Source organism: uncultured Porphyromonas sp., assembly GCF_902489635.1.
Taxonomy (GTDB): domain Bacteria; phylum Bacteroidota; class Bacteroidia; order Bacteroidales; family Porphyromonadaceae; genus Porphyromonas.
Window position 1 is genome coordinate 82,035 of record NZ_CABUAN010000002.1, and the last position, 14,223, is coordinate 96,257.

The 14,223-nt window shown below is 53.1% G+C and carries 12 protein-coding genes; all 12 read right to left on the reverse strand.

Annotated elements, in window-relative coordinates; all coding sequences use genetic code 11:
- Positions 1–37: 37 nt before the first annotated feature.
- Positions 38–577: an FHA domain-containing protein gene (locus tag RDM37_RS00845; protein WP_308554345.1), complete on the reverse strand. Its 540-nt coding sequence runs from the start codon at positions 575–577 to the stop codon at positions 38–40.
- A gap of 334 nt (positions 578–911) precedes the next feature.
- Positions 912–2,084, reverse strand: coding sequence for a cytochrome d ubiquinol oxidase subunit II (locus tag RDM37_RS00850; RefSeq protein WP_308554347.1), 1,173 nt, complete (start codon positions 2,082–2,084; stop codon positions 912–914).
- Positions 2,085–2,112: 28 nt separating this feature from the next.
- Positions 2,113–3,744, reverse strand: a complete 1,632-nt coding sequence (locus RDM37_RS00855; RefSeq protein ID WP_308554349.1) for a cytochrome ubiquinol oxidase subunit I — start codon at positions 3,742–3,744, stop codon at positions 2,113–2,115.
- Positions 3,745–3,761: 17 nt separating this feature from the next.
- Positions 3,762–4,037, reverse strand: a complete 276-nt coding sequence (locus RDM37_RS00860) for a DUF4492 domain-containing protein (protein ID WP_308554351.1) — start codon at positions 4,035–4,037, stop codon at positions 3,762–3,764.
- A gap of 102 nt (positions 4,038–4,139) precedes the next feature.
- Complete coding sequence (locus RDM37_RS00865; protein ID WP_296930964.1) at positions 4,140–4,649, reverse strand: ArgR family transcriptional regulator; 510 nt, start codon at positions 4,647–4,649, stop codon at positions 4,140–4,142.
- A gap of 25 nt (positions 4,650–4,674) precedes the next feature.
- Positions 4,675–5,637 (reverse strand): hypothetical protein, encoded by a 963-nt coding sequence (locus tag RDM37_RS00870; RefSeq protein ID WP_308554353.1) that lies wholly within the window; start codon positions 5,635–5,637, stop codon positions 4,675–4,677.
- Between the two features lie 795 nt (positions 5,638–6,432).
- Positions 6,433–7,557: an endonuclease/exonuclease/phosphatase family protein gene (locus RDM37_RS00875; protein WP_308554385.1), complete on the reverse strand. Its 1,125-nt coding sequence runs from the start codon at positions 7,555–7,557 to the stop codon at positions 6,433–6,435.
- Positions 7,558–7,694: 137 nt separating this feature from the next.
- Positions 7,695–9,743, reverse strand: a complete 2,049-nt coding sequence (locus tag RDM37_RS00880) for a M13 family metallopeptidase (protein WP_308554355.1) — start codon at positions 9,741–9,743, stop codon at positions 7,695–7,697.
- A 50-nt stretch (positions 9,744–9,793) separates the two neighbouring features.
- Positions 9,794–10,699 carry a sugar phosphate nucleotidyltransferase gene (locus tag RDM37_RS00885; RefSeq protein ID WP_296952210.1) on the reverse strand — a complete coding sequence of 302 codons (906 nt, stop codon included), beginning with the start codon at positions 10,697–10,699 and terminating at the stop codon, positions 9,794–9,796.
- 67 nt (positions 10,700–10,766) lie between these two features.
- The gene (locus RDM37_RS00890) at positions 10,767–11,246 is read right to left on the reverse strand and encodes an S-ribosylhomocysteine lyase (RefSeq protein ID WP_004331765.1); all 480 of its coding nucleotides are present in this window, start codon (positions 11,244–11,246) and stop codon (positions 10,767–10,769) included.
- Positions 11,247–11,264: 18 nt separating this feature from the next.
- The gene (gene pepE / locus RDM37_RS00895; RefSeq protein WP_025884355.1) at positions 11,265–11,987 is read right to left on the reverse strand and encodes a dipeptidase PepE; all 723 of its coding nucleotides are present in this window, start codon (positions 11,985–11,987) and stop codon (positions 11,265–11,267) included.
- Between the two features lie 209 nt (positions 11,988–12,196).
- Entirely contained in the window at positions 12,197–14,188 is a 1,992-nt protein-coding gene (locus RDM37_RS00900; RefSeq protein WP_308554357.1) for a DUF4954 family protein, read from the reverse strand.
- Positions 14,189–14,223: the final 35 nt, after the last annotated feature.

A 14,223-nucleotide genomic window follows, 5' to 3' on the forward strand; every position in this document is an offset into this window, starting at 1 on the left:
ATTGGTCGTCTTCATAACGTAAGGAGGAATATGCTAGTTAAGGATTTGTCGCTTCGTAGTCGCTCCGTGTCACATAGATCAGCGAGGTAGCACCGAGCGTGATCACATCGCCCGACTGCAGCTCACGGAAGGTGTCTGGCAGGTACTCAACGCCAGCGACGAAGGTACCCGTCATACTATCCAAGTCCTGTATGATCGCCTGTCCGTCAGGCTCTATCGTGATCTGGCAATGGTTGCGCCCCAAGCTGGGGTCGCTACTATGTATCGGCGTGGTGACCGAGGTGCCACGTCCGTTGTAGCTGCCTATCGTGTTGCACCCCTCGTAGAGTGGCAGTAAGGCAGCGTAGGCAAAGTCGTTGGCGATCAACTGAAGGTAAGCACGTACCGGCTCCCCCTCGGGCGAGAGCTCAGCATAGCGCGCGTTGAGATGCTCTAGCGTCGCACCCCTAAGGCGAAAGCGTAGGCTCTCGGAGCAGGCCGGGCAGAGCATAGCGACCTTGCCACGGCAGTCAGCATTGGCGAGGATCGTCTCTTCGGAGATCTTAGTCGTACAGTGAGGACAGAGGATATAGTTCACGGAGATGTGTGCGAAAGTTCGTTCTTGCCTACAAATTTACCACAAATATACCAGCTAAGCTCACTTCGCTCGGAGCCGCTCGCAGTTTCTCTCGTATGAAACTAGAGTTTCCTCCCATGAAACTAAAGTTTCTTACCTATGAAACTAGAGTTTCATACCTAGGAAACTGGAGTTTCACCCCTATGGAACTAGAGTGCCAACCTATGTTGGCACTGGCTCACCGCCCTATTCAAGCGCAAAGCAAGGGGGCGACACCTAGACTCCTTGGTCTAAGTGCCGCCCCCTTTATTAAGGTTCGTTTGCTGACCCTATTGAACGGGATCAGTCACCGTGACTAGTACTTGATCTCCTCGTCTTGACCCATCTCGTGACGGGTGATCTTCTTGCGGTCGATGGCACGCCAAGCGTAGAAGATGTACGCCAGGACAAACGGGATCAGTAGCGAGACGATGCTCATAGCCTTCAGCGTATAGGGGCTGGAGCTACTGTTTTGGATCGTCAGCGAACTATTGATATCTGCTATCGAGGGGTAGTAAGCCGTGTTGTTGTACCCGAGGATGAGGAGCAGGCCTAGGACAGCGAGGACGACACCGACACCTTCGAGCCAGATACCCTTGCGGAAGCCTTTCTTGACCAGCGTGAGGATCACACCAGCTAGGACCAGCACCACGCCCACGAGGAAGACGACGAGGATCACGGGCATAGCGAGGAAGTTGTGCAGGTACTTGTACTGTACGAGGCTGACAGCTCCTGTGGTGGGATCGACGTCATACCCCTTGGTCACCATGAGGAAGACCACATAAGCAACGAAGAGGACGACGAAGATAGCTGCATTGGGTAGCAGGCTCTTGCGAGCACGCTCATAGGCAACCTCATCCTCGATATTGTTGATGAAGTATAGGAGCGCCGTGGTGCGTGCTAGGAAGAGGAGCGTCACACCGAGTACCACATTCCAAGGGTTGAAGATAGCCTCCAGTCCGTGTAGCTGTAGCCCTGTGAGTGGATCGGGCTGCCAGACAGAGATGGTCTGCATCGAGGCTTGGAGGTCGTAGATAGCACTCTTGTCCACGATGAAGTTACCGCCCGTGAAGAGCGTCGAGACTGCAGCACCTAGGAGTACCGGAGCCAAGACACCATTGATAAAGAGGAAGGTCTGGAAGGTCTTCTTGCCCCATACGTTGCCATGCTTAGACTGATACTCGTACGAGACAGCCTGTATGACGAAGGTCAAGCAGATCAAGATCCATACCCAGTAAGCTCCACCGAAGCTAGTCGAGTAGAAGAGCGGGAAGGAAGCAAAGAAGGCACCTCCGAAGGTGACTAGCGTCGTGAGGGTAAACTCCCACTTACGACCCGTCGAATTGACGAGCATGCGCTGCAGCGGCTCGTCACGACGCGCTGCAAAGATAAAGGTCTGTCCGCCCTGCACAAAGAGCAGGAAGACAAGCAGGGCTCCCAGCAGTGAGACTAGAAACCACCAGTATTGCTGTAGAAATGCGTAGTCCATTATGATAGTGTGTCTATGGGATTAGTGATTACTTACTCTCACGCTTGCTAAAGAGCTGCTCTACATCATTTAGATGAGACTCAGGGCCATGCTTGATCGCCTTGACCATGATGCTCACCTCTGCGATGAGGAGGATCGTAAAGAGTACGGCAAAGATGATGAACGTGGTCATCACGTTGGCTGGTGCCAGCTTAGAGACAGCGGCATTCAGCGGGAGCATATCCTGGATAGCCCATGGCTGACGACCCATCTCGGCGACGACCCATCCGGCCTGACTGGCGATCCACGCTAGCGGGATGCAGATGACCGTGATGATGTGTAGCCAGCGATAACGTGCAAACTCCTCAGCACTCTTCTTACGCTGCAAGATCCAGATGAGGAGGAGGACAAGAATAAAGAGGAAGCCGCAGCCGACCATGATACGGAAGGAGTAGTACATGAGCGGTACGTTAGGTACGAGGTCCGCCTTGTCCTGGACATAGCCATAGCCAAAGTGGTCGAAGTTCTCCTGTATGATCGCATTCTGACGCTCCATCTCGTCAGCGTCACCAGCCTTCTGCGCTTCGCCATAAGCAGCGAGTGCCTCGATAGCGATCTTACCACGACGCATACGCTCATCAGCAGAGAGTGCTTGGTTGCCATTCTGATCATAGTAACCACCCTCTAGGATGTTGTTGATCCCTGGCACGTAGCCATCGGTAGAGCGAGTGCCAAGCCATGAGAGCATAGACGGCATCTTCATGTTGAATACAAATGGATCTTGGTGCTCCTCAGCAAGTGGTGTAAGCTTGTCACAGTCGAGCAGACCGATAGCACTGAGCCCTAGGCCCTTGCCGTCAGCAGTCTTACCTTCGGGGGTGCTTTCGCCAGCATCGTAGAGAGCCTCCATAGCGGCGAGCTTCATAGGCTGACGCTGAGCCACGTTGTAGCCAGAGGTATCTCCCGTGAAGACCGTGAGCAAGGCAGCGACGAGTCCGAAGGGAGCGATGATACGACTATTGGCCAGTGCAAACTCCTTGTGCTTGCCACGAAGGATGTAGATGGCACAGATACCCAACGCAAAGACAGAGCCGAGCACCCAAGAGGAGATAGTCGTATGCCAGAACTTATTGACCGCTGTACTAGAGAATGCCACAGCCCAGAAGTCGGCCATCTCGCTACGTACGGTAGCGGGGTTGAAGGCCATACCGACAGGGTCTTGCATCCAGGCGTTAGCGACAAGAATCCAGACGGCCGAGATGGTCGCACCGATGACGGTCAGCCAGGTAGAGGCTAGGTGGAAGCCACGGCTCACCTTGTTCCACCCGAAGAACATGACAGCGATGAAGGTCGCCTCCATAAAGAAGGCGAGGATACCCTCGATAGCTAGTGGAGCACCGAAGATATCCCCCACGAGCCAGCTGTAGTTAGACCAGTTGGTACCGAACTCAAACTCGAGGATGAGTCCCGTGGCGACGCCGATGGCAAAGTTAATGCCAAAGAGCTTCTGCCAAAACATAGACCACCGCTTCCACTCGGGGCGATTGGTGCGATAGTACTTAGTCTCGGCTATCGACATGATCACACCCAGTCCGAGTGTGAGTGGCACAAAGAGCCAGTGATAGCATGCGGTCAGAGCAAATTGCAATCTAGACCAGAGGAGTAAAGCATCTACATTCATTATGCTATATAGTTAAGTTAGTGATTGTCTTGATGAAGTGTATCGATGACAGGTTCCGTAAGCTGATGCTGCACGAACTCAATCTGCGCCTCCCGGTCTCCCTGCTCCGCAATAACCCGCGGGAAGAAGATAGGACGCAAGATGGCAAACATGATAAAGAGCTTGATGGCTACAATAATCCACAGCAGACGGCTCGTGCGGCTTTGACTCCGCAGCCCGTCACGATAAAGGTCGTAAAACCAACGAAGCACCCCGCGGGACTTCTGCGCTGTACCTGTAGATTCTGTATCCATACTCATTGATACTATCTGATATCTGCAACAAATGTAGTGTTTCTAGATTAAAGAAGAAGTCTTTTGGCGGAATATGTCATAAGAAAGAACGATTTTGTCAAGTCAACCACGCCTTCCCCTACCTATTGCGAGGATAGACTCGGGGATGATCTGGTGTAGCCAGTCGATCACCTCGCCATCGGTCGCCTCCTCGGCAAGCGCTACGATGATGGTGTCGTATCCCGCCACGCTACCGAGCGTGAGCGACGACAAGGAGCTGTCGAGGATGGTCGCTATAGACTGCGCAAAGCCGGGCTCCGTGCGGATCACCAGCATCTGCCCCGAGAGGGCATACGAGCGGAAGCCGACCGTCGGAGAGATCAGTCCCGTGGGCTGCGTCGTGACTGCGTCAGCCTGCGGCATCAGGGGGAGCTGATAGCACGACTTGAAGGAGCCGGGGCGCACCCCCTTGGTAGCACCCAGCTCAGAGAGATAGGTCGAGAGCGTCCCCTGCGTGATGGAGATGTTACGTCCTCGCAATAGCTCGAGGAGCATCGCTTGGTCTGTTACTTCGTGGGTCCTCAGCAGGTCGGCGATGACCCCGAGCCGCTGACTCTTTGTTTGCTTACTCATACTACTCCAGTTCTTCTATTTCTTATCAAGATTGCGGCTCTTCGTCAGCCTCAGTGCCATCATTGTAAAACTGTGCGCCTGATGCCACATCCGTAATAACCTGTCTGAAGATTTCTCCTTTGCTCCAGCTCCACTCGAAGGGTCCTACTCGGTAGTCTGTCAGCTGCTCTCCTGATGGGCTAAAGAAGGCACTAGCCTCTCCCTTGAATATGGTAAAGCCAGCACCATTATAGCAAGCCTCACAATTGTCTATCGGGAAGTCTGTAAGACTTTGACCTGTCGCTCGATTAACTACAAATAGCTCTTCGCCTCTTGCGACTAGACTCCAAGGGGTACTGGGACGTCCCAGCGTAAGGAGCTTGTACTGAGGGAACCGCTGCTCAAACTCTTCAACTAGAGCAAAGCACTCTTTGAATGAATCGTGATACTTAGTCTCATAATCTGCTAAATCAGCCTTTCCTCCGAACATGCTGATGTCAAACTCATGAACCTTAGCGTCCTCTTCATCCTTTCCGAATGCTAGCCAAGAAGCGAAGCTTCTGTCCTTGAGCTCTACGAGGCGACTATTCCACGAGTGATACTCATCGCAGACCCATCCCTCAGTAAAGCCAAATAGCCTAGCTGCATCAAAGGAGTCGTTGCGAGCCCATAAGTAGGGATAGCCATACTTGTCAAACTCCATAGGCCAGAAGTAATGGCTGTATCTAGCGTTGATCCAAATATCCCAGAAGCCTTGCTCCATAAGACAAGTAGCATTAAGCAGTGGTATTTCAAAACTATAGTCAGGATACTCATCCTCTGGATCTAAATGCTCAGCCCAATCGTCCGAGTCCGAGTTACGGATAGTAATCTCAGAGACAAACTGCTTCCGACCTCCGAAGTAACTGATGACTCTATCTATAGTTTGGTTAAACACCTCGAGAGCTAGCTTATTGTCATCTATGTTGTAGCACTCGTTCGGTAGTATTAAGCTTAAATCAACACTCATATGCTTCTAGACTTGTAATGTGTATTAAAGAGGCACAGCCTTCATTTGCGAAGATCGGTTTCAGCAGTTCAAACAGCTATCTAGCTCGTCCTGCACCACCTCTAGATGCTTCAACTGATCTAGATTTTCACTCGCATGCGTGATCGCACTGACATACTCCGACAATAATGGGTACTGCATCTCTTTAGATTATCTCTCTATGACACGTTCAATCGTTGCGCAAAGCGAAGGAGAAAGGGGGTACATCCTGCTGAAACGCAATAGCAGTCGTCCCTCCCCGTCCTCGCCTCACAAAGGTAACACTATTCAATAACATAACAGTCTGATAGTTAGAAGAGGAATCTGCCCGAACTAGAGCGCGAAAGAGAGGGGCTGTTGGCCATTGGCTGTTAGCTGTTAGCTATTGGCTGTTAGCTATCGGAACCATCGGAGCTATCGGAGCTATCAGAGTGATCGGATCTCGAATCTCTAACTTCTAATCTCTAACCTCTAATTACCCTCCTTTCTCGAATATCCACGTGGGAAATCTCAAATCTCCACGTGGATATTTTTTATTTTCCACGTGGGCGTCATTCATTTCCTCCGAAGTTTCATTTGATTCCTCCGAGGAATTTTTTCTTCCCCACGTGGAAAATAAAAATTCTCCACGTGGGTATTTCAAAATCTCCACGTGGAGATTCACTTTTCACCGACACAGCTCCGTATCGATATGTAGTCGGGTATAAATTATTGTAACAAGTCGGCGTCTAATTTGCCCAGCTAGGTGTGACGCATCATGAGACTGTTGCAACAGTCTCAGTAGAGGAGGGTGGCGACGAGCGGGAGGTGGTCGCTGGGGCCGGCGAGGTAGCTGTCGCCGCCGTACGTTCGTCGCGGACGGCCCCACGGGGCTGGGCTCTCGTGCATATACCTCTGTGGGGGCAGGGCTATGCGTGCCGTCTCTAGCTCTAGACGCGGGTAGCGGGTCTCGGTGAGCAGCGTGCGGGAGACGAAGAGTCGGTCGATGCGCTCCCAGTAGCCTCGGTAATAGTAGCTTCCTGGAGGCATCGTCTTGAGTTGCTCGTCGGTGAATGGGGGCGTGAGGTCTACCATCGCTAACGAATCGCCTTGAGATAGGTAGACTTGGTAGGAGGCTGCCCAGCTGTCGGTCAAGCCATCTTCTGGGGTGGCGTTGAAGTCGCCCACGACGACGATGCTTTGCTCTGGATTAGCCATCAAGAGGCTATCGGTACGCATGCGGAGCATCTCGATGAGCGCAGCACGAGCAGCCTCGGCGGTAGCACCTCCTCGGCGTGAGGGGAGGTGGCAGACGATGAGCGAGAGCGGTGCTGCGGAGGGGAGGCGACCGGAGACGAAGAGCAGGTTGCGTGTCGGGTAGATGCTGTCGGGCGTGATGCGCAGGGGCCACTCCTCGGTCTGCTCTACGGCAAAGCGGTCTGCGTCATAGAGCAGTGCCACGTGAGAGCCACGGCGGTCGGAGCCTGTGGCGCAGATGGTCTTGTAGTTGCCCCCTCGTAAGAGCGTGTGGTGCGCCAGCTGCTCGAGTGCCTCTACGCTCTCGACCTCTTGTAGTGCTATGAGGGCGGGTATATCCCAGGCGGTCGCATGAGAGATCACCTCGGCTAGCTGATGACACTTGCGCTTCATACGCTCTGCCGTCCACCCTTTGCGGGCCGTGGGGAGGTACTCGCGATCATCCCAGCGGGTGCTGGGGATGGTGTCAAAGAGGTTCTCCACATTGTATGAGACAATGGTAAACCTCTGCTGCGCTATCAAGCAGTAGCCATTGCCTAAGAGCAGAAAGAGTAGTACTAGCCCACGAAAGCGTACGAAGCGACTGTTGCATAAAGGCGAATCGCGGTGTTGCTTTCGGGATTCGGCTTCGGTCACATACGGAGGTATGCTCCCTTCAGACCTCACCCTCAGCGCCTTGCGCTTCATCCTTTCTGCAAAGTCTAGGAAGATGGAGCTGGTCATCTCAAATAAAAAAGGAAGCGACGCTCCCATAGAGTCTACTGTTTCTACGAGAGCGTCGCTTTACGTTGATATAGTGTCGATTACCAGACCACGACACGCTCCTCAGGAGCAATGTACATGGGGTCACCAGGCTGGACGTTGAATGCCTCATAGAAGGCATCAATGTTCTTCAGCGCCTGATTGACACGATAGATGCCCAAGCTGTGTGGGTCAATCTTCGTCAGACGTATCTCTTCCTCGGGAGTGATGTTTTGTCCCCATACACGAGCGTAACCGATGAAGAAGCGCTGTGCTGGTGTGAAGCCGTCGATCTTCTCGACCGTCTTGCCCTCGAGCTGCTTCTGGAGTGCTAGGTAAGAGACAAGGAGACCGCCCTGGTCAGCGATATTCTCGCCGAGCGTTAGGTGGCCGTCAGCGTTGAGGTTGTCATTGATCTTGATCTGGCTGAACTGCTGAGCGAGACGCTCCGTAGAGTTCTTGAAGTTCTTCTTGTCAGCGTCAGTCCACCAGTTGTGCATATTGCCGACAGCGTCAAACTCGCTACCCTGATCGTCAAATCCGTGCGTCATCTCATGACCGATGACCACACCGATAGCACCATAGTTGACAGCGTCATCAGCGTTGATGTTGAAGAACGGAGGCTGTAGGATACCAGCGGGGAAGCAGATCTCATTCGTCGAGGGCATGTAGTAAGCGTTGACATCCTGAGGATTCATGAGCCAGCGAGAGCGATCGACTGGCTGACCTAGCTCAGACATGTTGAAGTCGTGCTCGAACTGGATAGCACTGCGGAGGTTCTCGACAAAGCTCTTGTCCTCTGAGATGTTGAGCTTAGAGTAGTCCTTCCACTTGTCAGGATATCCGATCTTGACGGTGAATTTAGAGAGCTTCTCGATAGCCTTCTGCTTCGTATCGTCAGACATCCACTCGAGCTGAGAGATACGATCCTTGAGCGCAGCCTGTAGGTTGCTAATCATCGTCTCCATGCGCTCCTTAGCCTCTGCGGGGAAGTACTTCTTGACATAGACCTCACCGAGTGCCTCTCCAAGCGTGCCATTGAGGAGGTTGACAGCACGACGCCAGCGTGGGTGCATCTCCTTGACACCTGAGAGTGTAGTGGAGTAGAAGTCGAAGCTAGCCTGTACAAAGTCGTCCGAGAGATAGCTAGCATAGCCGTCGATGGTCTGTGCTAGGACATAATCCTTGAGTGCCTGGAGGTCTGCCGTGGGGAACCACTTGCTAAACTTCTTGAAGAAGTCTAGCTGACCAGCATTCCAAGACTCTAGAGTCTGAAGCTTGCGCCCATCGATGTAGCGTGCCCAGTCGAAGCCAGGGTTGTCAGCGACAAACTTCTTGACCTCAACCTTGTTGAAGTTGCGAGCCACATCACGCAGCTCCGTCTGCGAGTAGCACATGTCAGCGAGTATGTTGCTGATAGCGATATTGTTTTTCGCAATGCGCTGCGCATCCTCGGCAGAGTAGCCAGCGAGCTGAGCGATGCGCTCGATGTACTGGTTGTATGCCTTGATGATCTCCGCATTCTTTGGGTCTGTGTAGTACTCCTTGTTGCCCAGAGCTAGACCTGTCTGATTGAGGTTGAAGATGTTCATATCGCTATTCTCAGCATCGGCCATGACGTAGGTGCCGAAGAAGGTAGCATCCCCCTTGTTGTCCTGCTGAGCTGCGAAGTCTACGAGCGCCTCCTTAGAGTCGATCGCCTCGATAGCTTTTAGTTCGTCTAGGATCGGCTGAGCGCCTAGCTCGTTGCGCTTGACACTATCGATAGCCTGCTTGTATAGTACAGAGACGCGATACTCATTGGTACCAGCCTTGTAGCTACCCTGAGCTAGCTCATCGACGATGCCGTGGATCTGCTCGAGTGAGCGGTCACGTAGCACGTCAAAGGTACCGAAGCGACTGTAAGCCGGCTTCAGTGGGTTAGCCTTGATCCAGCCACCATTGACATAGTGGTAGAAGTCATCCTGTGGACGCACGAGGGTGTCCATATCAGCTAGATTGATAGCTGGAACGATCTCCTCGTTGGTCTGAGTCTCCTGCTTCTTGTTACAAGCAGAGAACGTAATAGAAGCTGCGCACAGAGCAGCGACCAGTAGTTTGCGATTGTTCATATTCAATTGTTCGATTTCTAAATGATTCATAAGTAGAGGGAGAGTTTGTCCTAGAGTAGAGGTGAGGGATACTCTCCTGCGTCGGTCAGCTTCGCCAGATGCTCTATGACCATATCACGGTCAGAGGCGTAGGTCGCGCCAAACCAGCGGGCATCGGTGCTCAAGACCTGTACCTGCGCCAGTCCCTGACGGATCAGCGTGTCGACGACTGTCGGGATAAAGAACTCCGACGTAGGCTCATTACCATGCTCCTTGAGGAAGTCCGCAAAGAGCCTCTCCGAGTGCTCCAAGTAGTCTGGCGTAAAGCCCCAAAGATTCATCGATACGAGTGTACCACGAGCTATGGAGAGCTTCTTGCCGTCGTGCATGCTGACTATCTCGTGATTCTCATTCTCGTGAATGTTCTTATGCTCGGTGATGTGCATCAGGTAGCCCTCGGGCGAAGCCTTACATACGCCCCGGCTCACACTACCCTCAGCTGTGAGCGTACTCTCGATGTCGTAGGCGACCATACAGTAAGCACCACGACTATCAGCGGGCAACTGAGAGAGATAGTCACTCATCGTCTGAAAAGCCTCACGACCGTAGAAGTCGTCAGCATTGATCACCGCAAAAGGACCATCGATCTCAGGTGCCGCCATCATCAAGGCGTGATTCGTACCCCACGGCTTAGTACGCTCAGCAGGAGCGGTAAAGCCCTCGGGCAGAGAGTCTATCTCCTGATAGACGACAGCCGTGTCGACAGCCTTCTGATACTTCTGTAGCACCTGCTCTTTGAATTGCTCGGCAAAGGCGTGACGTATGACAAAGACTACCTTGCCAAAGCCTGCGCGGATTGCATCAAAGACAGAGTAGTCCATGATACTCTCACCCGCCGGTCCCAACTTGTCTAGCTGCTTGAGTCCGCCATAGCGACTGCCCATGCCAGCAGCCATAATGACTAGTGTAGGTTTCATTCGATCGTTACTTGTTAAGTGTGTGTAGGGGGTGCCACTCTATGAGACGAGCGTACCCCCTCTTCTGTTATTGAGGATAGTGCGTATTTGAGTCATCTAGATGCTCTAGCACCTCCTCTAGATAGCGTCGTGACTCCTCACGTGCCAGCTCTAGGTTGTGCAGCTTGTAGTTGCCACAGTCACGAGGTGCCACGCCAGGCACGGCACCCTCGTAGTGCGCTACAAAGTCAAAGGCACGACGGAGCAGGTCTGCTATATCTAGCGGGTTAAGGTCTCCGACTATAATCAGGTAGTTGCCCGTCAAGCAACCCATCGGTCCCCAGTAGATGATACGACTCCCCCACTCGGGATCATTGCGCAGATAGGTCGCTACGAGATGCTCTATCGTATGCAGAGCACTCAGGTCGAGGACAGGCTCACGATTGGGAGCCTTCATGCGTATGTCGAAGGTGGTCACAACCTGATCACCCACGAGGTCACGACGAGAGACATAGACACCACGCTTGAGACGCTCGTGATCTATGGTAAAGCTTGGGATATCCTTCATCACTTCAGATTTCGTAAGCTACTTTTTCTCGCTATACGCGAGGACTCCAGGCTCTATCTCTAGCGGATTGTCGTAGAAGGTGGGATAGTTAAAGAGGCGAGCCGTACGCTCTCCCCACAGCGTGATCTTGTCACCCGTGATATGGAGCATACTTCCCTCTCGCAGACCTAGGACGTCGCAGTTGGGATTGTACTTGACAAACTCACGAATACGCTGCTCGCGTGTCTCGCCACCATGTCCCTCAGGATGTGCATCGAGGTAATGCGGATTGATCTGGAAGGAGATCAGCCCCAGCGCCTGCGTCGTGTCGGGATTGCAGATAGGCATATCGTTTGTCGTCATGATCGTCGGGCAGGCGAGGTTAGAGCCAGCGCTCCAGCCCACGTAGGGGATGCCGTCCTCGAGGACACGCTCACGGATGAGCTTCATAGCACCCATATCTTGTAGTTGCTTGAGAAGTGCCCATGTATTGCCGCCACCCACCATGATAGCCTGTGCAGAGGCGATAGCCTGTAGCGGCTTATCGTAGGTATGCAGACCCGTGACATTGACGCCAACGCCACCAAGTGCATTATTAACCTTAGCTACATACTCATCCCAGCTATAGGTGATAGCGGCATAAGGGACAAAGAGTACATCCTGAGCCACGGGACCTAGGAAGCGACCGATCTCCTCGGCAGCGTAGCCCAGATAGGGCTGCCCCTGAGATGCGGAGTTGGATATCAGTAAGAGTTTCTTCATGTCTATACCAGATTGGTTGAGATAATCTAGTCGCAAAGGTACAAAATAGAAACACACGGCTCCACGTTTTACCCCGTAGCTAGAGATTAGAGGCTAGAAATTAGAGATTAGAGGTTAGAGATTAGAAATTAGAGGTTAGAGATTAGAAGTTAGAGATTAGACACTAGAGCCACTAGTCCCCTCTCCCTCTAACTTCTAATCTCTAAATCTCACTCGGGCAGCGCGTCGATCTGCGCGAGGATTGTCTCGCCGAGGAGCTTCTTGCGACGTATATGGTCGTGCACCTCTGCGACGAAGGCATTGTCCTCATAGTTGCCACGTACCTGCTCGAAGTCGATGCGACGGTTGTGATCGCCGTCGAGGTCTATGCCGAAGCCGACCTGCGTGAGCATCTCAAACTCCTTGTGAGCATCCTTGAGCAGATACTCGTCTAGCTCGATGACAGTCTCTTGCCACTCCTGGATGATCTGTATGGCTCGCTCTACGGTCAGATCCTTGGCGGCGATGTCGTACCAACGCAAGAGCAGATCGTATGCCCAGTGCCACTCGATCTCGTAGTAGCGACTATGTATCGAGCGGATGGCGACGTTGACCTCGTCGAGCGTCTTGAGCTGCCCCTCTTTGATCTGCTTGATCAGATTGCGCACGAGGCGACGTGGAGCGATCATACCCGCTAGGTCGAGCCAGTCCGAGAGCCCCTCATTGCTGGTGGGCGGCAGGCAGGTAACTAGCTCACGCTTGCTCTTGGGTGCTTGGTCCTGAATGCGCTGGATGAGGGAGTTGCCGAGGAACTTGACGATACCCATCTCGTAGTAGCGACACCCCTTGACGAGGGAGCTGTGACGGATGTGCATGTCGTGATAGATATAGGTCGCATTGGAGCTGCCGAGGTGCGTCTCCAGCGCTTTGAGCTTGTGCCACCCCTTGTACATCTTACCGACCGTATAGGGCGAGAGGAGGTTGTAGTTGATGCAGTCGAGTTTTTCGTCCGGGTGACGCTTGTCACGCTTAGGCCACTTCTTAGTATCACGGATGGTACCGACGCTACGCAGGTTGGTGCCTGGCACGAGGTAGGTCTGGTTGTCATTCTCTATAATATAGGAGAAGGGGAAGTCTGACGAGTCAATATGATCCACATGACGCCCCATGATCAGGCTAAAAGCACCGATGCGCGAAGGCCACAAGATGTAGGAGTCGGAGGTGGTCTTGCTACCACGCTCTACGACGCCCTGGTGAATGGGGCCGAGCTTGTACAGGTGGTTGCTCTGGTTAGAGCCACTGCCCGCATTGAGGAAGGAGTAGTAACCAGCGATCAGCAGACTACTCTTGTGCATCGTGACGGTAAAAGGCCCCGCAAAGACGGCACAAGCCTCCCCGTTTTCGCACTGACAATTGGCAAAGAAGAGCGAGTCGTGCGCACTGAAGAGGTGGGTCACCGAGCAACCCTGACCGACGAAACAGCGAGAGACGTTGGAGCCGTCAGCGACCACGCAGCCAGCAGAAAAGACAAAGTCCCGACAGATCACCCCATAGCCAACCTTCGTAGGGCTCAGCGGCGTACTATTGACCGAACCATTCTCTAGCACCGAGGCACCGATGATAGAGCTGTGGGGGCCCACCTTGATATTGGTCATAAGACCGCAATGCCTGATCTGAGAAGACTCACCGATGGTACCACGCTCCGACCGCACGGAGGCTGTATACTCCTCGACGAGCTTAGAGAGTGCCGTTTGTAGATCCTTGTCATGGCGATACATCGCCAGCATATAAGCGGTCTGAGCGGTCAGGATGTCGCAGATAGGGACCTCACGACCACCTGTCTCGTTGAGCACCTCGACGTGGGTGCCATTGCCGAAGGAGGTCTCGCCCGTTACCTTGAGAGCTGCTATGTCGTGGATCACCACATCGTCACCGATGTCGTAATGCGAGATGCAGTCCCGCACGCCGTCGATGATGACTCGGTCGCCGATGGTACAGTTGACCAGCTTAGCATGCGCCAGGCGGTAGGGCTCGTCGTAGCTCGGCTCCTCCTCAGAGGGGCGACCACCACGATTGTCGCCTATCTCGCACTTACCGATGAAGTGCACCTGCTGACAGCGACTAGCATCAAAGTATTTATGAACGCGCACCAAGGACCAGTCTTGCGCTTGGCACCCTTGCTCCGTGAGCTGTTTGATCTCTTTTGTATTAAGCTTTCGCATAGGGTATATGTAGGGGGGATTATTGTTAGCAGTTT

Coding starts and splice junctions, on each gene's coding strand:
- RDM37_RS00850 (WP_308554347.1), bottom strand. CDS start 2,084: ATGGACTACGCATTTCTACAGCAATACTGGTGGTTTCTAGTCTCACTG.
- RDM37_RS00865 (WP_296930964.1), bottom strand. CDS start 4,649: ATGAGTAAGCAAACAAAGAGTCAGCGGCTCGGGGTCATCGCCGACCTG.
- RDM37_RS00855 (WP_308554349.1), bottom strand. CDS start 3,744: ATGAATGTAGATGCTTTACTCCTCTGGTCTAGATTGCAATTTGCTCTG.
- RDM37_RS00870 (WP_308554353.1), bottom strand. CDS start 5,637: ATGAGTGTTGATTTAAGCTTAATACTACCGAACGAGTGCTACAACATA.
- RDM37_RS00885 (WP_296952210.1), bottom strand. CDS start 10,699: ATGAAACCTACACTAGTCATTATGGCTGCTGGCATGGGCAGTCGCTAT.
- RDM37_RS00880 (WP_308554355.1), bottom strand. CDS start 9,743: ATGAACAATCGCAAACTACTGGTCGCTGCTCTGTGCGCAGCTTCTATT.
- pepE (WP_025884355.1), bottom strand. CDS start 11,987: ATGAAGAAACTCTTACTGATATCCAACTCCGCATCTCAGGGGCAGCCC.
- RDM37_RS00900 (WP_308554357.1), bottom strand. CDS start 14,188: ATGCGAAAGCTTAATACAAAAGAGATCAAACAGCTCACGGAGCAAGGG.
- RDM37_RS00890 (WP_004331765.1), bottom strand. CDS start 11,246: ATGAAGGATATCCCAAGCTTTACCATAGATCACGAGCGTCTCAAGCGT.
- RDM37_RS00860 (WP_308554351.1), bottom strand. CDS start 4,037: ATGGATACAGAATCTACAGGTACAGCGCAGAAGTCCCGCGGGGTGCTT.